The 18,899-nt window shown below is 60.8% G+C and carries 17 protein-coding genes; 9 read left to right on the top strand and 8 right to left on the bottom strand.

The features are described from left to right. Nucleotides 1–56 precede the first annotated feature (56 nt). The 3 genes from QX071_RS21920 to QX071_RS21910 form a co-directional block, all read right to left on the bottom strand. Nucleotides 57–1,046, bottom strand: coding sequence for a glycosyltransferase family 2 protein (locus tag QX071_RS21920; protein WP_315704751.1), 990 nt, complete (start codon nt 1,044–1,046; stop codon nt 57–59). Continuing rightward, nucleotides 1,046–1,564 (bottom strand): serine O-acetyltransferase, encoded by a 519-nt coding sequence (locus tag QX071_RS21915; protein ID WP_315704750.1) that lies wholly within the window; start codon nt 1,562–1,564, stop codon nt 1,046–1,048. Before QX071_RS21915 ends, QX071_RS21920 begins: the two co-directional genes overlap by 1 nt. 85 nt (nt 1,565–1,649) lie before the next feature. After that, nucleotides 1,650–2,258 (bottom strand): serine acetyltransferase, encoded by a 609-nt coding sequence (locus QX071_RS21910; RefSeq protein ID WP_315727670.1) that lies wholly within the window; start codon nt 2,256–2,258, stop codon nt 1,650–1,652. Nucleotides 2,259–2,464: 206 nt separating this feature from the next. Here QX071_RS21910 and QX071_RS21905 point away from each other — a divergent pair, with 206 nt between their 5' ends. After that, nucleotides 2,465–3,703: a WecB/TagA/CpsF family glycosyltransferase gene (locus tag QX071_RS21905; protein ID WP_315704748.1), complete on the top strand. Its 1,239-nt coding sequence runs from the start codon at nt 2,465–2,467 to the stop codon at nt 3,701–3,703. 17 nt (nt 3,704–3,720) lie between these two features. Continuing rightward, a complete protein-coding gene (locus QX071_RS21900) occupies nt 3,721–6,096 on the top strand; it encodes a tetratricopeptide repeat protein (RefSeq protein ID WP_315704747.1) in 2,376 nt (791 codons plus the stop codon). Between the two features lie 250 nt (nt 6,097–6,346). Here the strand turns inward: QX071_RS21900 and QX071_RS21895 are convergent, their stop codons facing one another. The 3 genes from QX071_RS21895 to QX071_RS21885 all read right to left on the bottom strand — a co-directional run bounded on the left by QX071_RS21895 (nt 6,347) and on the right by QX071_RS21885 (nt 9,050). Then, entirely contained in the window at nt 6,347–7,486 is a 1,140-nt protein-coding gene (locus tag QX071_RS21895) for a hypothetical protein (RefSeq protein ID WP_315704746.1), read from the bottom strand. Nucleotides 7,487–7,596: 110 nt separating this feature from the next. Beyond that, nucleotides 7,597–8,175 carry a polysaccharide biosynthesis/export family protein gene (locus QX071_RS21890; protein ID WP_315704745.1) on the bottom strand — a complete coding sequence of 193 codons (579 nt, stop codon included), beginning with the start codon at nt 8,173–8,175 and terminating at the stop codon, nt 7,597–7,599. A 125-nt stretch (nt 8,176–8,300) separates the two neighbouring features. After that, the gene (locus tag QX071_RS21885) at nt 8,301–9,050 is read right to left on the bottom strand and encodes an ExeA family protein (protein WP_315704744.1); all 750 of its coding nucleotides are present in this window, start codon (nt 9,048–9,050) and stop codon (nt 8,301–8,303) included. A gap of 352 nt (nt 9,051–9,402) precedes the next feature. On the opposite strand from QX071_RS21885, the gene QX071_RS21880 reads away from it, so the two are divergent. Both QX071_RS21880 and QX071_RS21875 read left to right on the top strand, forming a co-directional pair. Beyond that, on the top strand, nt 9,403–10,734 hold the full coding sequence (locus QX071_RS21880; RefSeq protein WP_315704743.1) for a sugar transporter: 1,332 nt from the start codon (nt 9,403–9,405) through the stop codon (nt 10,732–10,734). A 21-nt stretch (nt 10,735–10,755) separates the two neighbouring features. Next, nucleotides 10,756–11,547, top strand: coding sequence for a CpsD/CapB family tyrosine-protein kinase (locus QX071_RS21875; RefSeq protein ID WP_315704742.1), 792 nt, complete (start codon nt 10,756–10,758; stop codon nt 11,545–11,547). Between the two features lie 131 nt (nt 11,548–11,678). Here QX071_RS21875 and epsI read toward each other — a convergent pair whose 3' ends face one another. Beyond that, nucleotides 11,679–12,380: an exosortase-associated protein EpsI, V-type gene (gene epsI / locus QX071_RS21870; RefSeq protein ID WP_315704741.1), complete on the bottom strand. Its 702-nt coding sequence runs from the start codon at nt 12,378–12,380 to the stop codon at nt 11,679–11,681. A gap of 277 nt (nt 12,381–12,657) precedes the next feature. Between epsI and QX071_RS21865 the strand changes: the two genes are divergently transcribed. The 4 genes from QX071_RS21865 (at nt 12,658) to QX071_RS21850 (ending at nt 15,535) form a co-directional block, all read left to right on the top strand. Then, on the top strand, nt 12,658–13,488 hold the full coding sequence (locus tag QX071_RS21865) for a hypothetical protein (RefSeq protein ID WP_315704740.1): 831 nt from the start codon (nt 12,658–12,660) through the stop codon (nt 13,486–13,488). 41 nt (nt 13,489–13,529) lie between these two features. Next, nucleotides 13,530–13,751 (top strand): XrtV sorting system accessory protein, encoded by a 222-nt coding sequence (locus tag QX071_RS21860; protein WP_315704739.1) that lies wholly within the window; start codon nt 13,530–13,532, stop codon nt 13,749–13,751. Between the two features lie 91 nt (nt 13,752–13,842). After that, on the top strand, nt 13,843–14,775 hold the full coding sequence (gene xrt, locus QX071_RS21855) for an exosortase (protein ID WP_315704738.1): 933 nt from the start codon (nt 13,843–13,845) through the stop codon (nt 14,773–14,775). A gap of 64 nt (nt 14,776–14,839) precedes the next feature. Beyond that, nucleotides 14,840–15,535, top strand: coding sequence for a metallophosphoesterase (locus tag QX071_RS21850; RefSeq protein WP_315704737.1), 696 nt, complete (start codon nt 14,840–14,842; stop codon nt 15,533–15,535). Between the two features lie 32 nt (nt 15,536–15,567). Here QX071_RS21850 and QX071_RS21845 read toward each other — a convergent pair whose 3' ends face one another. Continuing rightward, nucleotides 15,568–16,791, bottom strand: a complete 1,224-nt coding sequence (locus QX071_RS21845; protein ID WP_315704736.1) for a glycosyltransferase family 4 protein — start codon at nt 16,789–16,791, stop codon at nt 15,568–15,570. A 160-nt stretch (nt 16,792–16,951) separates the two neighbouring features. On the opposite strand from QX071_RS21845, the gene QX071_RS21840 reads away from it, so the two are divergent. Then, the gene (locus tag QX071_RS21840) at nt 16,952–18,139 is read left to right on the top strand and encodes a glycosyltransferase family 2 protein (RefSeq protein WP_315704735.1); all 1,188 of its coding nucleotides are present in this window, start codon (nt 16,952–16,954) and stop codon (nt 18,137–18,139) included. Nucleotides 18,140–18,899 lie beyond the last annotated feature (760 nt).

Here is an 18,899-nt window from a genome sequence, read left to right as displayed (position 1 = left end):
GGGGCAGATGCCAAGTGGAGATTAATGTGGGTAGGTTCGCCCGGTTCGATCAGGCCTCACTTGTATTCGATGATCTCCTGGCTGCTGCAGTTCAAACGGTTTACCCGAAATTTCATCTGCCCGATTGCCTCGGGAAAACGCGCCATCAGTTGAAACAGAGCGAGCTTGAAGCGCTCCTGCCACGGGCCTGAGCCGCGCAGGGTCTGCCGCAGCACTTGCAGCGGCAGGAGCAGCAGCAGCGCGAGGCCGATGGGGCCGATCGCGGCCAAGGTTGCCAGGACCGCCAGCGGCAGTCCGAGACCCCAGATCAGCGCGCGGCGGCTTTCCCACACCCAGAAGCGCTCCGGGGGCGCACCATGCAGATGGCTGCCCTCGGCGAAGGCATAGCCGCTGCGCAAGGTGCGGCGCCACCATTGCCCGAAGCGCAGCAGGTTGGCATCGTGCCGCGTCATCTCCTGTTCGATCCGCCAGATTGACCAACCGGCCGCCCGCAGCCTCACACACAGTTCGGGCTCTTCGCCGGCGATCATCGTGTCGCGATAGCCGCCGAGGGCGCGCAAGGCTTCGGTCCGTGCCATGATGTCGCCGCCGCAATAACGCACCTCGCCGGGCTGCCCGGACCATTCCTGGTCGCACAGCCAGTTGTACGGTGACCGTTCGGGGTGGCGCTCGCGGCGCCGGCCGAAAACGACCGCAGCTCTCGCGTGGCAAGCGAGGAATTCGATTGCCTGCGCCGGCCAGTCCGAGATCATCTCGCAATCGCCATCGACGAACTGCACATAGAGCAGATCAGGCGCCAGCTCCATCAGGCGGGCGAAGCCGGCGTTGCGCGCACGCGCCGCGGTGAAGCTCGCCGCGGTGTCGAGCTCCACCACCTCAATGCCGCGGCTCGTCGCCCATTCCATCGATCCATCGCTCGAGCCGGAGTCGACATAGACCGTCAGCGCCGCGTCCGACACCGACGAGAGGCAGCGCTTGAGCCGCTCACCCTCGTTGCGACCGATCGCGACCACGCCATAGGCGGGCGGCTTGCAGACGGCCGGCATCATGCTTCCTCGGCGCCGCGCGATCGCGGCTTGATGACGGCGGGAACGCCGACCGCAATGCAGTTCTCGGGGACGTCCTGCAAGACCACGGCGTTGGCGCCGATGATCGCGTTGTCGCCGATCGTGATCGGCCCGAGCAACTTGGCGCCCGCGCCAATGTCGACATTGTTGCCGATGACGGGGGCGGCGGGCTCATCGACGCGGCGCAGCCCCACGACGACGCCGTTGCGGATCCGACAATCGTCGCCGAACCGTGCGTAGCCGCTGATGATGATGCCGCCGAAATGATCGATCACGAAATTGCGGCCGACCACCGCCTCGCACGGCAGCTCGATGCCGGTCAGGATCTGAACCAGCTTGAACATGAACTTGTAAAGCAGCGAGCAGGGCTTGCGCAGCAGCGGAGATCGAATGCCGTAACGCCACCGGCCGAAGCGGTAGACGGCCATGACCCAAAGTCCCTGTGCGCCCCAGTTGCGCCCATGCGCGGCAAAATCAGCGCGGATGTTCTCAAACATGGATGATTGATTTCGCTGGTCCGGTTTGCTTCGGGTCAAATCGCTCATTTCGCATGGCGCTCCTGCAACGCGTGGCTCCGCGTCGTCAACGGATCAGTCCGACGGCCGTCTGGCCTGGCCCAACGTCGGTGATGACCACGGCATTGGCGCCGATCCGTGCATGGTTGCCGATGGTCAAGGCACCCAGAATCTTGGCTCCGGCGCCGATATCCACGTGGCCGCCGATAAGCGGCACGCCGGGGCCCTCGCGGCTGCCGATCGTCACCTGCTGGAAGATCAGGCAATTGACCCCGATCTCGGCTGCGGGATGGATGACGATGCCGTTCGGGTGGGGGATCAAAAGGCCGCCGCCGATCCTGCAGGTCAGCGGAATATCGGCGCCGGTGACGACGCTCCAGAAGCGATGGCGAAGGACGGCCAGCTTGCAGAGCAGTTTCGGCAACAGCCCACGCCGCGCGCGCCAGGCCTGGTAGTTGCGAATGGCCAGCAGCAGCTTTCGTCCCGGATCCCATAATTGCCGCGGCTGTTCGCGGCTCCAGTCCGCAATGTCCGCGCTGATCTCGGGTAACGTCCGATCCATCATATTGAAGGGCCAGGTGGCCGAATGGGGAATGCCGGTTGGCGGGTGCGCGGCGCGCCGCGACGATCCGAATAGCACATTTCTGCTCTCTGCCAGCCGGTCGGCCACGGTCATTGGGAGACGGGCGGCTGCCGGGAGTGGATATAGCGGGACAGGATGCCCTTGGGTGATGTGACTGGTTTGCCACGCTGCGCCGCAAATTAAATGGATTAAATCGAATTTACCGCCCTTGTATTCTGCGTTAAACTAAATTTAAAGGCGGGAGGCATCGGGCCGTTATCGTCGATATTGGTATAATTGTTTTAGTTCGAGGCGTTGTCGTGAAAACCTTGCGTTTCGGTCGTGGTGCTGGGTTAGCGACGGCGGCGCGAACGCAGCCTGCATTTCAGGACGAGGCGCAGTCGACCCCGGCGCAGGACGACAGGAACGATCATCTCTCGCGTAACGTCTACGGCCTGCTGGGAATCCCCATCGACGCGATCAGCTTTACCATCCTGCTGGGTGCCATCCAGGACGCTGCGGACCGTGGGGCGCCGTTTCTGATTTCGACGCCGAACGTGAATTTTCTGGTGAAGAGCCAGGAGAGTGCCGCCTTCCGGGAATCGCTCCTGTGCAGCCATCTCTGCCTCGCCGACGGCATGCCGCTGATCTGGATTGCGAGGCTGCTGGGGATTCCGCTGCCGGAGCGGATTGCAGGAGCCGACCTGTTCAGCCGACTGAAGTCGGCGGTCAGCAGTGAACGGCCGTTGCGGGTGTTTCTGGTGGGCGGCGCGGAGGGGGTCGCTGCGGAAGTCCGCGACAAGCTCAACGCGGAGCAGTGCGGCCTGCGTTGTGTCGGCGCGCTCAACCCGGGCTATGGCTCCATCGAGGAGATCAGCGCCCCGGCCGTGCTGGACCAGATCAACGAAAATCCCGCCGACCTGCTCGCGGTGTTCTTCGGCGCGGAAAAGGCGCAGGGCTGGCTGATGCACAACGCGCAACGGTTGCGTCCGCCGATCCGGGCCCAGTTCGGCGCGACCATCAATTTCGAGGCCGGACGAGTCAGGCGAGCGCCGCGATTCATGCGGCGTAATGGCCTTGAGTGGTTATGGCGGATCAAGGAGGAGCCTTATCTCTGGCGCCGCTACTTCAACGATGGCAGGGCGCTGCTCGGCCTCCTCGCCGGCTCGGTGCTGCCGTTGATGTTGGAAGCACTTCGTTCGCGCCGATCGCAGGACGCCTTGAGGATCTCCGTTGCGGAGAACGCCGATTCGGTCGTGGTGCGCCTCGCCGGCGACGCCACCGCCGCGCATGTCGATGGCGCGATCCTCCAGTTCCGGACGGCACTGGCCGCAGGAAAATCGATATCGATTGATCTGTCTGAGGCGCGCCGGATCGATGCTCGTTTCTTCGGACTTTTGCTGACGCTGCGGCAGGCCCTCTCCGAAGGTGGCAACCGACTCGACTTCACCGGGCTGAGGCGCGGGATGAGGCGGTTATTCAGGCTGAACAGGTTCGAGTTTCTTCTGTCGCAGACGGGTGTGGCAGTACCAGATCTTGAGTTCGAGGTATGCAGATGATGTTGCGTCGGCTTCCAATGAGTACGAGCAGGTGGCTTGCGACCGCGGCATCGATCGTTCTGTCGAGCCTGCTGCTATCCGGCTGTGGTTCGCCGGAGGAGAAGGCGCAGGCCTACTATCAAAGCGGCATGGCTTTGATCGAAAAGCAGGACGACCTCAATGCCCGCGTGGAACTGTTGAAGGCGGTCAAATACAAGAGCGACAAGGTCGAGGTCTGGCGTGCTTTGGCTGGGATCGACGAGCGCACCAAAGCCCAGTCGCTCTTTCTCGATCTCCGCCGTATCGTCGAGCTCGACCCGAACGATCTCGGCGCACGTCTGAAGCTGGTGCGGATTATGGTGTCCGGCGGAGCGGCCGAGGCTGCGCTCAAGGTCCTCGACGTCGCCACGGAAGGCGACAAGCCGAACAGCGAATTGCACGCCGTCAGAGCCATCGCGCTGTTGCGGAACAAGGACACGCAGGGCGCTGTGCGCGAGGCGCGCCGCGCGGTCGAGATCGATGCCTCCAATTCCGAGGCCTTGACCCTGCTGGCGGCCAAGGCATTGTCCGACGGCGATGCCGATGGCGCCCTGAAGTTGCTTGGGGCCGTCAAGGTGACGCCGGCGGACGAAGCGCGCGTCACCGTTCTACGAGCGCAGGCCTTCGAGAAAAAGGGAGACCTGAAACAAGTCGAAGGTCTCCTGAAGACGCTCGTGACACTCGATCCGGAGACCTATCAGGAGTCTTGGCTCCGCTTCCTGCTCAGCCAGCGTCGGTTCGACGATGCCGAGAAGGTGTTGCGGACGCGGGCCACGGCCCATCCGGGTGATAGCAAGTTTGAGCTCGAATTGGTGCGGTTCCTGGCGAGCGCACGCGGTCCCGATGCGGCTCGCAGCGAGCTGGAAAGCCGCATCAAGGCAGGCGGTGAGGTTTTCGACTACCAGCTTGCCCTGGCGGAGCTCAATTTTGCCCAAGGTAACGCTGCGGATGCGGTCCAGGCGCTGCAAGCGCTGGCCGCCAATGCCTCGCCCCCGGAGCGGAAGCTCTCAGCGCAGGTCAAGCTCGCGGAGATGTACGTCGCCAAGTCCAATCTGGCTGCCGCGGAGCCGCTGATCGCCGGTATCCTGGCCAAGGACCGGCGCAATTCGGGCGCCCTGCGCCTACGGGCCGGTATCGCCGTCGGCAGGGGACAGTTCGACAGTGCGGTCGCTGATCTGCGCGAAGCGCTCAACGATGAGCCGAAATCGGTCGACCTCCTGATGGCGCTGGCGCTCGCCTATGAGCGGGGGGACAAGAACGAACTTGCGGATCGGCAATATGCCGATGCGCTGCGGTCTTCCGAATTCAATCCGGAAGTGGTGCTTCGTTATGTCGCGTTCCTGCAGCGAAGGAAGGATCTTTCGCGTGCGGAGGACATCCTGGCCGAGGCCGCCGGGCGGACACCCGGCAATCTGCAGGTGCTGTCGTCATTGGCCCAGATCAGGCTGGCGCGCCAAAACTGGGCTGGTGCCATGGCGCTGGCCGAGACCATCGGCCACGTCAACGGCGGCAGCGTGTTGGCCGACGAAGTTCGCGCTTCTGCGCTCGCCGGCCAGAACAAGATCGAGGAAAGCGTTGCCGCGCTGGAACAAGCCCGGCGAGCGTCACCGGATGCGGTGGCTCCGCTGGTGGCGTTGGTTTCGGCCTACGCCAGGGCTAAGAACTTCGACAAGGCACTTGCCGTGTTGAGCGAAGCCCGGCAGAAAAACCCCGATAATGCGCAGCTGCTCGTGACGCTGGGGAAGGTCGAGCTCGCTCAGAACAAGGAACGAGATGCGATCAACCATTTCAAGGAGGCGATCGCCAGGCAGCCGAAGGACGCCGCCGGCTACACGGCTCTGTCCGACCTCTACGACTCCCAGAAGAAATACGACGCGGCCGAAGAGGTCATTCAGGCAGCGCTCAAACAGATGCCTGATAATCTCAACTTCCGTCTCGCTCTGGCTGGCGTGAAGCTGCTGAGGCCGGACTATGAAGCCGCCATCGCCCAATACGAAGCGATCTTGCGCGATCAGCCGACGTCCGTCGTTGCGACCAATAATCTGGTCAGCCTGTTGCTGGATTACCGCACGGACCAGCAGAGCCTTGATCGGGCCGTCACGCTGTCGCAGTCGCTGAAGGGGACCGCGCTGCCGTCTCTGAAGGATACGCTGGGATGGGCTCAATACCGCAGCGGAGATTACAAGAGCGCGATTGCAACGCTTGAGGATGTCGTCGCGGCAGTCCCCAATCTGGCTGTGGCGCGCTATCATCTCGGCATGAGCTACAAGGCAGCAGGGCAGGCCGACAAGGCCGCCGATCAGCTGAAGACCGCTCTGAACCTCGAGCCGGACGGGACCGAGCTGAAGGATCGCATCCGCACCGCGATCCAATAGGCCTGCCGCCGGCTGTTCGCCCATGGCGGCCGGTACTTCGCAAGGCCTGCTCGTGCCGTAGTCAGCGGGGCGGCCTCTTACACGGTCGAGCGATGGCCCGGGTTTTCCGCCCTGCCGGCGATCGCAACGAAGGCCGACCCCACTCCGTCGCGTCGAACTTGAGGATTGTCGCGTCGGCCGTCCAGGGACGACGGCCAAGCCTCGTGGGGTGCGTTTCGCCGTGGCCCGCGGGGGGGCACGTCATCCGGCGCTACGGCGGAAGCACCATATAGCTATGGGTTACCACCATCAGGATGGAGTGCGAGTCGGCGGCGCCCAAGCCGGTGACGGTGGGGAGGCCGGTGATCGGATCAAAGATCGTGGTCCCGGAACTCGAGAAGCGGTGCAGGTAGCGGTAGGATAGTTGGGCGTTCCATTCCCGTGTGAACTCGTGGGTGTAGCCGGCTGACGCCGAGGCGAAGTCGGTCGTCGTGGTTGACACCTGGCGATTGCCGCTGGCCGAGAGGGACAACGATGAATGCGAGTTGATCGTGTAGTTCAGCGTCGTCGTGAGCGAGTCGCGCTTGAAGAGACTGCCGACGATGCTCGGCGATATCGACTGGTCGGCCGCGACGATCAAGGTCGTGTCTCGGAACATCTTGTAGGTCAAGACCGCATTACCGATCCAGTCGGTGCTGGTGCTTCCGAAGGGAACGATCGGACCGGTCGCGGGCACACCGCCTTGGATGGACGTGACGGCAGGCCCGACGCTGCCGCGGAAAGAAAGCTGCGGCGATAGCGCGAGATCGGTCCCGATCTGGTTCCGATAGATCTGAATCCGCGTGTTGAACGCGTTGTCGAAGTTGAGAAATTCGGCCTCTGACGAGGCCGTCATGGCCGCGATCGGCGATAGATTGTGTCGCCAGAAGCCGGTCGCAAGGGTATCCGTAAAGGGGGTGCCGCCGGTCGCGGGCTCGTAGCTCGTCCGTGTCGAGAATGCCCTGAGACTGATCGAATCGAGTGCAGTCAAGGTTCGGTCGATCCCCCCGCCGAGTGTCAGGCGATCGAGAAAGCCGTTGACGTTGGTGGCGACGCCGAGATCCCTCAGGAGCGCAAGCGCGGTGCTCTGCTGCCGCCAGCTCGTTTCGACATATTCTCGATCGAACGCCGTCTTTTCCTTGAACTCATAGCGGGCGTTCACGCCGTAGTTGATGAACTCGGATGCCTGCAGGTTCGCCGCCGGTCCCCAGTTCTTGCGATAGGACCCGTCCACATCAAGATTGAATTTGGTGATGGGGGTCCGCGCTTCCGCTTGGGCCGACAGCAGTGAATAGGATCCGACCACACCTGCGGGCGGCGTGTTCAAGAAGAGATTGCTGTTGAGCTCGACGGTCTGGCTTTGGGACGTCATCAGCGACCAGTCCACAGCAAGGGCCGGTGATGCCGCCAAGCCGAGCCAGACCGGGACCGCTATGGCCGCCCTTTTCACAGCGCTGTGCCTCGACGCGAGATCGAATTCAACTAGTCGAACAGCCCTCGTTCCGGAACCATGATGACGTCGCCGGCGCGGAGCATGATGTTGCCCTCGACGGCGGCGCCGGCTTCGTAGGCCTTATAATCGAATACGAAGATCGCCTCGTTACCGCTGGCCTCGCGCCGCCTGATCTGAATGTGCCGCTTGGCGGCGTATGGTCCAAGCCCCCCGGCCAGTGCGATGGCCTGCATCAAGTTCGTCGGTTGGCGTACGACGTAGTAGCCGGGCTTGAGCACCTCGCCGGTGATGTAAACCCGCGGCTTCAGATCTTCCTCCGGGGTCGCCGCATTGGCGACCGCGACCGTGATATCGAGATCGCCATCCTTGTAATTCGCCCGGAGCTTGGCCCTGAGGATATTCTCGACTGCCAAAGGCGTGAGGCCGCTCACCCGGACATGGCCTGCCAACGGGAAGGCAATCTCGCCGAGCGGGTCAACCACGACCGTTCGGTCGAGCTTGGGCTCCTGCAAAACCGTAATGGCGAGGGTGTCGCCCGATTTCAGTGCCTGCGCCTTGGCACTGGAAATTAAACCGAGCAGACAAAAAATAAATACCAGAGTTCGCATGCTCGCAGGCCCTAAGTATTGAATATTACTGCATTTTTGGTGGCGTCCCCGGCGCGGTCGAATTAAAAGCGCAGTGTCGCCACCGGTTGGACTCTTAAATGAAGAATTAATGCGAAGCCAATGTTTTAGGGAACTCGTGCGATCGTCTTGACCGGAAAAATACTGTACTGTTGCTTGTCTGCAATGACGTCCTGGATCAATTGGTCCGTAATGACGGTCCTCTCGTTTGCGAATCCGTAGACCAGCGCGATATCGCACAGCACGTTGATCATCCGGGGAATACCTCCGCTGGCCTTTGCGATCAGACTGCAGGCATCCAAGGTGAAGAGTGGTCGAGGCGAGCCTGCGGCTCTCAGGCGAAAGTCGATGTAGCAGGCGACTTCGTTGTCATCGAGCGCCGGTATGTGGAAATCCGACGAGATGCGCTGTGCGAATTGGTGCAGCTGTGAGCTCTGCAGGAGCTCGCGCAACTGAGGCTGCCCGACGAGGACCAACTGCAGGATCTGGAACTTGTCGGAGTTGATGTTCGACAACATCCGCAGGTGTTCCAGTGCCCCGGGCTCCAGGTTCTGGGCTTCGTCGATGATGAGAATGGTCCGGCGGCGGCTTGCAAACTGTCCGTGGAGAAAATCCTGCAGGCGCTTGAACAGGGCTGGATAACTGCCCTCGAAGGGCTGGCCGAGCGACATCAGGATCCACTGCAGCAGTTCCTCGCGGCCCTGGGGAGCGCTGGAGATCAAGCCGATGGTGATTCCCGGGGTCACCTGCCGCAGGAGATAACGGACCAGCGTCGTCTTTCCGGATCCGATTTCGCCGGTAATTACGGTGAACCCGGCATTGTTCATGATGCCGAATTCCAGCATCGTGAACGCCATCGAATGGATTTTGCCCCAGTAGATCAGATCGGGATCAGGCAGGATCGTGAAGGGCTTCTCCCGGAGCTGATAGAATGCCTCGTACATCGAAATTCCTTGCTGGGACTCCGATTGACTATAGCGGAATTCGCAGCTGACCGCCGCAATTATAGCGCAATTAAAAGAGGCAACTTGGGAAAAGTATCGAATTCCGGCAAATTAATGCAAGATGCACGCCGCACCGGCCACGCCGTCACTGGTTTGCACGGTTTTTGATGGCAAGGCGCATTAATCTCTCAATTAAATCTGAAGCGATGCTATATTTCGGAAAGGCTCCCATTCAGGTCGTTTTGGCCAATTCATGGCATGAAGCATGCTTAAGAAGCTTGATTACGAGGACGATTTCGAAGAGGACGAGCAGGATCGCAGCTACCTGCTGACTGCAAGCTTTTACCTGGAAGTTCTGAAGCGCCGCTGGGCTTTGATCCTTGTGCCGTTCCTCGTCTTCGGCAGCCTCGGGATCGCCGTGGCCATCGTTTGGCCCGCGACCTATTTGTCCGAAGGCAAGATCCTGGTGCAATCGCAGCAGATTCCGACCGAACTGGTACGCCCCACGATCACCAGTGCCGCCCAGGAGCGGATCCAGGTGATCGAGCAGCGGACGATGACGCGCGACAATCTGGTCGCGATCGCAGACAAGTTCCAACTCTTTCCGGGTAAGCGAACGTTGATGTCGGTGACCGAGCTCGTCGAGCTGATGAAGAAGCAGACGAAGATCGCTCCCGTCGATCTGGATCTCGATTTCAAACAGCGGCGCTCCTCGGAACCTCCGACCATCGTGTTTTCCGTTGGCTTCGAATATTCCGATGCGGCCGTTGCGGCCCAGGTCGCCAACGAACTTATGACGCGGATATTGAATGAGGACCTGCGCGATCGCACGAGCCGGGCGATCGACACCACGAAGTTCCTCGCGCGCGAGGTCCAAAAGCTTCAGGCCGACAACGCTGCCCTCGACACGAAGATTGCCCAGTTGAAGGTCGGGCAGTCGAGGCCGACCTCAGCCGCGGCCGATCAGCCCACCATGCTGAGTCAACTCAGGGCTGAACTCGTGCAGAAGAGTGCGCTCTATTCCGAGCGTCATCCCGTGATTCAGTCCTTGAAAAAGCAAATTCAGGCATTGGAGGCTGCGGCGGCTTCGGTTGCAAAGGCGGAGACCATCCAGGGCGCGACGCTGGGGGCGTTGTTGGCGCAGCAGGATGCATTGCAGAAGAATCTGGAAGCCGCGACGGCAAAGTTGGCGGCAGCGCGGCTCGGCGAAAATCTCGAGAAGGATCAACAGGCTGAGAAGCTCGAAGTCATCGAGCAGCCAACCGTCCCGCAACGGCCGATCAAGCCGAATCGCCCGAAGCTCGCAGCTCTCTCGCTTCTGCTCGCTTTGGCCGCGGGGGCCGGGCTGACGATGGTCTTCGAGATGCTGGACAAGTCGATCCGCCGCACCAGTGATATCTTCAGCCTGGTGGATAGCCAGCTCGTTTTATCGATTCCGTATATCGAGACGGCGGCCGAGCAGCGCCGGAAGCAATGGCGGATCTGGATCTTGTTGTTGGGTCTGGTTGCGCTGGTTTCTGCGACTTTGATCGCGGCCTATCTCTTCCTGCCGATCGACCTCATGGTTGCGAAGGCGAGGGTAGGTCTGTTCAAATAGGCTTAGGGACGGAGGCTTCGGTTGGACCCGATCAAGCAGGCGATCAATCTGGCGCGTGGCGGCGACGGCAGCGGAAGCGCATCTTCGGATCTCGTGCACTCCAGCGTTACCCCGATTGCCAGGGAAGTACGGCTGGTGCCACCGGATCTGCAAGCCAAACGCGTCGTGGCTCTGGGAGGCACCAATCCGAACGGGCGTGCGTATGACATGCTGCGCACTCAGGTGCTGCAGGAGATGGACAAGCGGGGATGGCAGTTTCTCGCGATCACCTCGCCTTCGCCGGCCTGTGGAAAGACCGTGACGGCGTGCAACCTCGCGCTGAGTGTTGGCCGGTTGCCGGAGCGATCGGTGCTTCTGATCGATCTGGACCTGCACAAGCCGTCGGTCGCGAACTACCTCAGCCTCGACAACGGTGCCGGTGTCATCGATCTGCTCGAAGGGCGCCTGAAGCCGAGTGCGGCCATGCTGCGCGCGAGATTTGGCCCCAATCAGATTACCGTGCTGCCCGGTTCGATCGTCTCGTCGGGACCCTCGGAGTGGATGGCGTCGCATCGCATGGTTTCCCTGCTGCAGACGATCAGGCGCGACTTCCGATCGAGTCTCGTGATCTTCGATCTGCCGCCGCTTCTGCTTGGGGACGACGTCATCTCGATCCTGCCGTTGATGGATGCGGTGCTTCTGGTGACGGCAGTCGGGACGACCACGACGACCGAGATCAAGGAGTGTCAGAAACATCTGCAGCGGACGCCGATCGTGCGCGTCGTCGTCAACAAGGCGCCCGAGTCCCACTCCACCTATTACGGCTACTATTGAGCGGCTGCGTCCAAAGTCCGAGCAAGGTCACCCGCCTTGGAGCGGACGACCGCCGATCGGCTCGCGGTTCTGAGGCGGACGATTTGCGAAGATCTTCGCCGCCCTCCGAACTGACCTATGTGCGGTCGATGTCATGACGCTCCGACGAAGAACTTCAGCTCTTGCGCCGGGATTGCGCGGAGCAGATCGCGGATGAACTGATCCTGCAATCTGAATGCGGCATCCTCCGATAGGCCGATGGTCGAGATTCGGATGAGGGCGCCGTCCGGAATGATTCCCTTCAAGCCATATTTGAGACGACTCAGCTGATTGTCGATCACGCCATTCGAGATGTCGTTGCCGACCCGCATCCAATAGGTGATCGGCTCGAGGCGGGATTCTCGTTCCGCAATCAGCCTTGCTACGTTGATCGGCGATTCGCCGGGGCCGATTTGCAGTGTTGTCGCGGTCTTGCCTGAGACCCGGAAACCATTGGCAGTATAACAGATTTCTGGCCGATGGGCTTTCAGCCGATAATTCTGGACCGGCCCGTATGCGACCAGCAGCATTACGATGTTGCCCTGTCCATCGCTGTAACCACGAGCCGCCTCCTGGCTGTAGACCTTGGCGGCGCGTTCGTCGGGCTGGAAATAGGCATCGGTATCGATCGGCTTGATGGGGCTGATCTCGGGAACGAACCGCCAAGTGCCGAACTGCCGCGGGATGATCTCCTCAAGGCTGGGCGAGGCGGCTGTCCGGGCCATCAATCGCTTCGGAACCATGACCTGGGAAAGGATGGCGGCCAGGACGATTGCGGTCGACGCCAGAACGATCTGAGCGTGGCGCAGGCTCATTTGTCTGTTGATCTCCGGGAAACGGCGGGGTAGCGGATGATTTAATATACGATAAACGTATTTAATGCCAATCGCGATGGCTTCGGTGGCCCTCCGTGCCGTCTCGAGCGTCTGGTCGAGCGATCATGACGGAGTGCGGATAATTTGTGGGTCGTGGGTAAGGTCGTCCCTCGGCGCGTTTGTGGAGTATTAAATGAGCGTTAGGATGCCCTTGTTGCGGTGCGGGCGCGGGTTGGCACCTCTTGGGCGGGGTCTCGTTCGAGGCGCTTTCGTCGCGATGGTTGCGGCGATGCTCGTCGGCTGCGAAAAAAAGGAACAAACGAGCTCGTCGAGCCAGGTCGTCGCGCGGATCGGCAAGGACGTCGTGACGACGCAAGAGTTGGAGAACGAGTTTCGCGCCAACAACGTTTCGCTCGACAGGCAGAACGATCCCAATGCCGTTCGGCAGGTGCTAGGCGGGCTCGTCGTACGCAAATATGTCGTACAACAGGCGCTGGCAGCGGGGCTGGATCGCGAGCCCAGCGTGCTCCTGGACGTGCTCCGCTCCCGCGAGCAGGTCCTGGAGAATGCCTATCTCAATCGCCGGGCCTCTGGCCGATCTCCCGGCCGAGCCGATATCGATCAATTCATCGCCAACAATCCATCGAGATTCGCTGGCCGAAAGCTTTTCAACATCGAGCAGATCAGCCTTCCGATTACGCCGGAGGCACAGTCGTTCGTCGAGGCGAATAAACAGGCCAAGTCGCTCGACGAGGTCGATCAAGCGCTGTCCGAAGCCGGCTTGATGCATGTCCGGCAGCTGGGGCTTCTGAACAGCAGCGATCTGAACCCGGACTATTTGACAGCGATCGAGCAGCGCAAGCCGGACGAAGTTTTCTTCGTTCGCGCGGGGGCCACCGGGGTTTTTTTCCAGGTGACCGGGGAACAGGCTCGTCCCCTCGAAGGCGAAGCGGCAGCCAACATGGCGCGACAATTGATGCGGGCCGATGTGGTGAAGGCCGAGGCCGGCCTCGCAGCCTACGCTGCCAATATCGAGGTCAAATATGAAGGCGATTATGCCAAGGCGATGCAGCGCGACGACGGTCCTCAGAGCGCCATCCGCAAGTAAAACGGTCGCACCGGTCGCGGCAACGCCAGCATCAGGGCAGCATGAGCACGATCTTTGATTTCGTTACGGTCGGTTGCTTCGGCGTGGTCGTGCTCATCTTCTTTCGCTTCACCGATCGCGGTATCCAAACACTGCTGAATGTGCTGTTGGCGTGCCTGTTGTTCGCGGTTGCAAACCAACTCGGAAACGCTGGATCTGCGATCCTTGCTTCAGTCTTGATATTGGCCGGGATTGTCTGGGTCACTCTGGCAGCGCAGAGATAGACATAACGCAGTTGTTGTTAGGTATGGCGTCGGATGTTAGCCTTGGTGATCGTCGGAAGGTCTTTATCGTGCGTCTTCATTGGTGACGGGTATGAAGCCCCTGTCGTTCGCTGATCAATCGGCTGGTGGCCTCTCCATCAGAAATCTCTGGGGACCCGTCCTGCTCTCGGCAGCGTTTCTGGTTGCATATGTTCCGACTTTCCGGGGCTTGATCGACGGTCCTTGGCAGACCGAGCAGGAGGGGCACGGACCGCTGGTGATCTGTGCATCGCTCTGGTTCATCTGGCAGAGCCGCAACCGGCTCATGACCGTGGTCGATAATCCCGCTCCCATTCTGGGGTGGGGAGCTCTCCTGGGGGGGCTCGTGCTGTTGTTTCTCGCCCGCATTCAGCAGGGACTGCTGACGTTCGAGGCGCTGTCGATGATCCTCGTCATCATCGGTTGTGTCCTGATCACGGCCGGGTGGTCGACGCTTCGCGTGCTCGCATTTCCGCTCGGGTTTCTATTCTTTGCGGTGCCGATGCCCGATTGGCTGATCGACGCTGCGACAATCCCCTTGAAGGTCTTCATCTCCAACACGGTCACGGAGGTGCTGTATCACCTGGGCTATCCGATCGCGCAGAACGGCGTCATGATCATGATCTCGACCTATCAGCTCCTGGTGAAGGATGCATGTTCGGGTCTGAACTCGATCTTTGCCTTGTCGGCGATCGGTGTGTTCTATGCCTACGTATTCCGAGGGGATGAGAAGCTGCGTAGCTTCATCCTCTTGGCCTCGATCATCCCGATCACCATTGCGGCCAATTTCATCCGCGTTCTGACGCTGGTGCTCATCGCCTATTATGGTGGTCCCGACCTGCTCGAAGGCATCGTCCATGATCTCACCGGCATCGGTCTCTTCATAGTTGCACTCATTCTCCTGCTGCTGCTCGACGCTCTTCTCACTTTGGTGTCAAACTTGGCCAGGCGCCCGTTGCTTCGCTCTGCGCCAACTCCGGTTCTCAATGCGGCGTCCTCGACTTGATCCGGTCCGCCGGGCTCGAAAGCCCTGAGGGAAGCGCGCCGGTCGTGGCGGTTTTGTTGTCCAGATGGGTCTGACCTACGCCATTCCGGATATCCACGGCCGTGCGGACCTCCTGCGGCTGGCCATGGAGACGATTGCAGGACATGCGGGGGCGACGCCCGCGACGGTTGTTACGCTCGGAGACTATGTCGACCGGGGCCCGCAAAGCAGGGAGGTGGTCGAGCTTCTGATGTCCTGGCAATCCGCCACGATGCGTCTCGTCAGCCTCAAGGGCAATCATGAAGCGATGATGTGGGAGGCCTGCAGCGGGCTCTGCGAATGGGACTGGTGGATCGAGAACGGCGGCAGCGATACGTTGGCCTCGTTCGGCGAGGGCCTCGGCAGGTTCGAGATGCGGGATGTGGCGGTGTCACATCTGCAATGGATCAGCAAACTTCCGCTCGTGCATGCCGACCGACATCGGGTGTTTGTTCACGCCGGCGTGGATCCCGCTGTTCCGCTGCGGGCGCAGAGCGAGCGCACGCTGCTCTGGAAACGCTATTCGGAGCGGGCCGATATCGGCCACGGCCGCCGGCACGTCGTGCATGGCCATCACGCCGATGTTCGTGCTCCGCTGGCCGGAAGATACCGGACCAATCTCGATGGAATGGCGTGGAAGACGGGACGGCTGATCGTCGGCGTTTTCGATGATGATCGGCCCGGCAACGCGTTGGAGTATCTGGAAATCACCGGCTCGTCCGATCGGCGCGAGGTGCCCTGAATGAACGGATCGCAGCGCCGCAACCGAGCGTGCTATCCAGCCATCGCGCTTTGCGCTATCGCCGTCTGAAAGTGATCGGCGAGTTTGGCCGCTTCCTTGTCGATGTCGTGCCGGTCACGAACGCGGTGGTAGCCGGCGCTCCCGAAGCTTTCGAGGATTTCGGCCGGCGCATCGAGGCAGGCCTGCATCGCATCCGCCAGGGCCTCACTGTCGCCGGCCGGTACGAGCCAACCATGCTCGCCCGGGACGACGAGTTCAGGAATCCCGGCAACGAACGTGCTGATGACGGGGCGCCGCAATGCCATTGCTTCCATGATGACGACTGGCAGTCCCTCGGCGAAGCTGGGCAGCACCAACGCCCGCGCCGCAACGAGCTCGTCGCGAACGCGATCCCCGCCGATCCAGCCGGTAATCCGCACCTTCCTCTGCAGGTCATAGCGGGTGATCAGAGCCTCAATGGCGCCTCTCAGTTCGCCATCGCCTGCCAGGACCAGTTCGAACATCACGCCCCGGGCGGCGAGCCGTCGCGCCGCATCGAGCAGAAGTGCCTGTCCTTTTTGCTCGCAGAGGCGACCGACGCAGACCAGGCGTGCAGGCGGGGCGCCGTCTGCGACAGCTTGCCGATAGAATGTCGACTCGATTCCGCAATGAACCACCTCGATCTTGTTCCACTGATCGTGAGTGACTTGCCGGAACAGCTGGCTGCGGCCGAACGAACTGACGGCCACGACGAAGCTTGCACGCTGAATTTTTTCAGCCAGTGCGATCATCTGCGCCTTGTCGAATTCCTCCGGACCGTGGGCGGTAAAGCTCCAGGATGGTCCTCCCAGGGAATGGACCAGCATCGCGACGACGGCCGAATTGGTCCCGAAATGGGCGTGCAGATGTTCGATCCCTTCGTCCTTCAGCCAGTTGAGAACGCGACAAGCTTCAAAAAGATAGATCAGGTGGACGATCAGCGGACGTTCGGCGCGGCGGCCGATCTTCCACACGAGCCGCAATGTGGTCGACAACCGTCCCGGGCGCGTCAGGGCGACCCTGACGAAGGCGAAAGCGAGTGGCAAAGGACCCTGATCGAGAACGTAGCGGGTCAGTTTGCGTTCGGTCTCGTCCGTGACGTCGCTCAGCTCATCCGCCCAGCCGCGCAGGGCGATCCGCAAGACCTGGTGATTTAATCGCTCGAGCGCGTGAATCTCGCGCCGAATGAAGCTATGACTGACAGCGGGATATCGATTGATTAAATAGGCAAGACGCATTCAATAATCCGTACGCCACAAGTGGATAATACTGCGAGCACAAGACCATAATCGGACGGCTCGTCAAGTTGCAGGGGCCATCGACGAACGAGATTTGGCACGCCGGCGCGCCGACCCGCAGCAAATGGCGCCTGGGCAGTGAGAGGCAATTGACAGCAGGATGACGATCTTTCTGACGATATCGCTGACGTTGATCGCCGGAATAATCGGTATTCCGATCGCCCTCTTGATGATCGAGGTTTGCGCATCGCTGCTCAAGGCTGCAGAAGCGGAGGGGCAGCGTGGCGCATCGCCACGGGCGGCCGTCGTCGTGCCCGCTCACAACGAGAGTGGTGGCATCGTTCCCACGCTTCGGGACTTGCGTACGCAAATGACCGATCGGGACCGCCTCATCGTCGTGGCCGACAATTGCTCCGACGACACGGCCACGGTGGCCTATGGCGAAGGTGCAGAGGTCATCGAGCGCCACGATCCGTCACGGATTGGCAAGGGCTTTGCGTTGGCGTACGCGGTCGACTTCCTGCGGTCCGATCCTCCAGAGATCATCATGTTCGTCGACGCGGACTGCCGCTTGTCTGCCGGCGCTGTTCGGAAGATGTCGGTCGCATGCTCTCGCATCCAGAAACCGTTGCAGTGCAATTATCGTATGACCGCTGCTCCCGGACCTGCGGGGGGCAGCGGTCTTGCCCAATTTGCCTGGACGATCAAGAACTGGGTCCGTCCGCTCGGGCTAAGCAGACTCGGCTGGCCTGTTCAATTGATGGGCACGGGCATGGCCTTTCCCTGGCACGTCATCGAACGTGCGCCACTGGCGAACGGGGATCTGGTGGAAGACATGAAGCTCGGGCTCGATCTGGCCGAGCAGGGATACGCGCCCCGCTTCTTTCCCTTCGTCGAAATCGTCAGCGAGTTTCCGGTATCTGAGGAGGGTGCGGATCGCCAACGTCAACGCTGGATCCAAGGTCATCTTTCGCTGATGACTGCCGTGCCGCGTCTGATTCTTAGGGCGGTCCGGCAGCGAAACTGGGATCTTCTCTTGCTTGCGCTCGACATCGCCATTCCTCCGCTGTCGCTGCTCGTCTTGCTGACGCTCGGAGTTTGCGTCATCGACGTGCTGATGGTCGCGGTCACTGGCGCGCTCGCTCCTTTCGCAACCGCGGCCACCGACTTTGTGTTGCTCAGCGTGACAATCTTGATTGCGTGGGCCGGATTTGGGCGTAACATTCTTCCGTTCCGCCGCATCGTGCTCAGCGGACTGGGCTTGTTGAGGCAGATGAAGCTTTTTGTGGATATTTTTCGTGGGCGCGGACCACGCAGCTGGATAAGAACGGAGCGTCGACGAAGCTGATTGATATTGATGATGTATCTTCATATTTTCTTGGCATGAGCGGCATAATATTCGAATTTAATTCTGCCGCGACTTCCAAGCGGCAATCGCAGCCCGAGTTGCGACACACGATTCGAACCTTTGCTCGAGCCGTGTGACCAAGAGACACAAAAGCCACCGAAGTAGGAGTTGAGCCTCCCAGTCGGTATTTTGAGCAAGCGACTTTTTAAGGTATTGATGGTGTCGAGAGTTCGGTTGAGATCCTCCCAATCCCGTTATGCTTCTCGTAGCGCGTGGACCTGGAGAGACGTTGTCGTATGTCGTCAGCCTTTGAGACATCCACAACTTGCCAAGCTGTACTTGCAAGTCCGAAGGCTTCGCTTAGAGGTCATGAAAGCTGAAACGGTCGAGATGCACGGCCGGCTTGAGAATCGAACACCGTAGCTCGCTCGCGCTGATCCGGCTGTGAACGAACTGCCGGTCGGCTTCTCTGAAGGCGTTTGCGTACCCAATTATGGATTGTGCTGGCTCGCCATGAAGCTGGAGAGCGAGGTCGCATGTCGTTGGATCGGTTCGCCATCGAGTTGTTGGAGGCCCTCAACAATGTCACGGAGGGGCCGGAGCGTCTCGTCAGGCCTTACGAGTCGCGAGTAGACCATCGAGCCTGTTCGGCTGACCTCCAAGGGCCAGGGCAGTTGGATCCGGCTTCTGCAGAAAATGGCAGGGCGTACGACGCCCAGAACCGCTTCGTATCAACGATTCACGCCTGCTTGACCAAGGT

The organism is Bradyrhizobium sp. SZCCHNS1022, assembly GCF_032484835.1.
GTDB lineage: Bacteria > Pseudomonadota > Alphaproteobacteria > Rhizobiales > Xanthobacteraceae > Bradyrhizobium.
The sequence above is the reverse complement of the archived record's forward strand: the minus strand, read 5'-3'. Positions and strand labels throughout refer to the sequence as shown.

Bases quoted from the DNA above. Each gene is read 5' to 3' on its own strand.
- QX071_RS21915 (WP_315704750.1), bottom strand. From the start codon at position 1,564: ATGTTTGAGAACATCCGCGCTGATTTTGCCGCGCATGGGCGCAACTGG.
- QX071_RS21840 (WP_315704735.1), top strand. From the start codon at position 16,952: ATGACGATCTTTCTGACGATATCGCTGACGTTGATCGCCGGAATAATC.
- QX071_RS21900 (WP_315704747.1), top strand. From the start codon at position 3,721: ATGAGTACGAGCAGGTGGCTTGCGACCGCGGCATCGATCGTTCTGTCG.
- QX071_RS21860 (WP_315704739.1), top strand. From the start codon at position 13,530: ATGAGCACGATCTTTGATTTCGTTACGGTCGGTTGCTTCGGCGTGGTC.
- QX071_RS21910 (WP_315727670.1), bottom strand. From the start codon at position 2,258: ATGACCGTGGCCGACCGGCTGGCAGAGAGCAGAAATGTGCTATTCGGA.
- QX071_RS21865 (WP_315704740.1), top strand. From the start codon at position 12,658: ATGGTTGCGGCGATGCTCGTCGGCTGCGAAAAAAAGGAACAAACGAGC.
- QX071_RS21895 (WP_315704746.1), bottom strand. From the start codon at position 7,486: ATGACGTCCCAAAGCCAGACCGTCGAGCTCAACAGCAATCTCTTCTTG.
- QX071_RS21885 (WP_315704744.1), bottom strand. From the start codon at position 9,050: ATGGCGTTCACGATGCTGGAATTCGGCATCATGAACAATGCCGGGTTC.
- xrt (WP_315704738.1), top strand. From the start codon at position 13,843: ATGAAGCCCCTGTCGTTCGCTGATCAATCGGCTGGTGGCCTCTCCATC.
- epsI (WP_315704741.1), bottom strand. From the start codon at position 12,380: ATGAGCCTGCGCCACGCTCAGATCGTTCTGGCGTCGACCGCAATCGTC.
- QX071_RS21880 (WP_315704743.1), top strand. From the start codon at position 9,403: ATGCTTAAGAAGCTTGATTACGAGGACGATTTCGAAGAGGACGAGCAG.
- QX071_RS21890 (WP_315704745.1), bottom strand. From the start codon at position 8,175: ATGCGAACTCTGGTATTTATTTTTTGTCTGCTCGGTTTAATTTCCAGT.
- QX071_RS21850 (WP_315704737.1), top strand. From the start codon at position 14,840: ATGGGTCTGACCTACGCCATTCCGGATATCCACGGCCGTGCGGACCTC.
- QX071_RS21845 (WP_315704736.1), bottom strand. From the start codon at position 16,791: ATGCGTCTTGCCTATTTAATCAATCGATATCCCGCTGTCAGTCATAGC.
- QX071_RS21920 (WP_315704751.1), bottom strand. From the start codon at position 1,046: ATGCCGGCCGTCTGCAAGCCGCCCGCCTATGGCGTGGTCGCGATCGGT.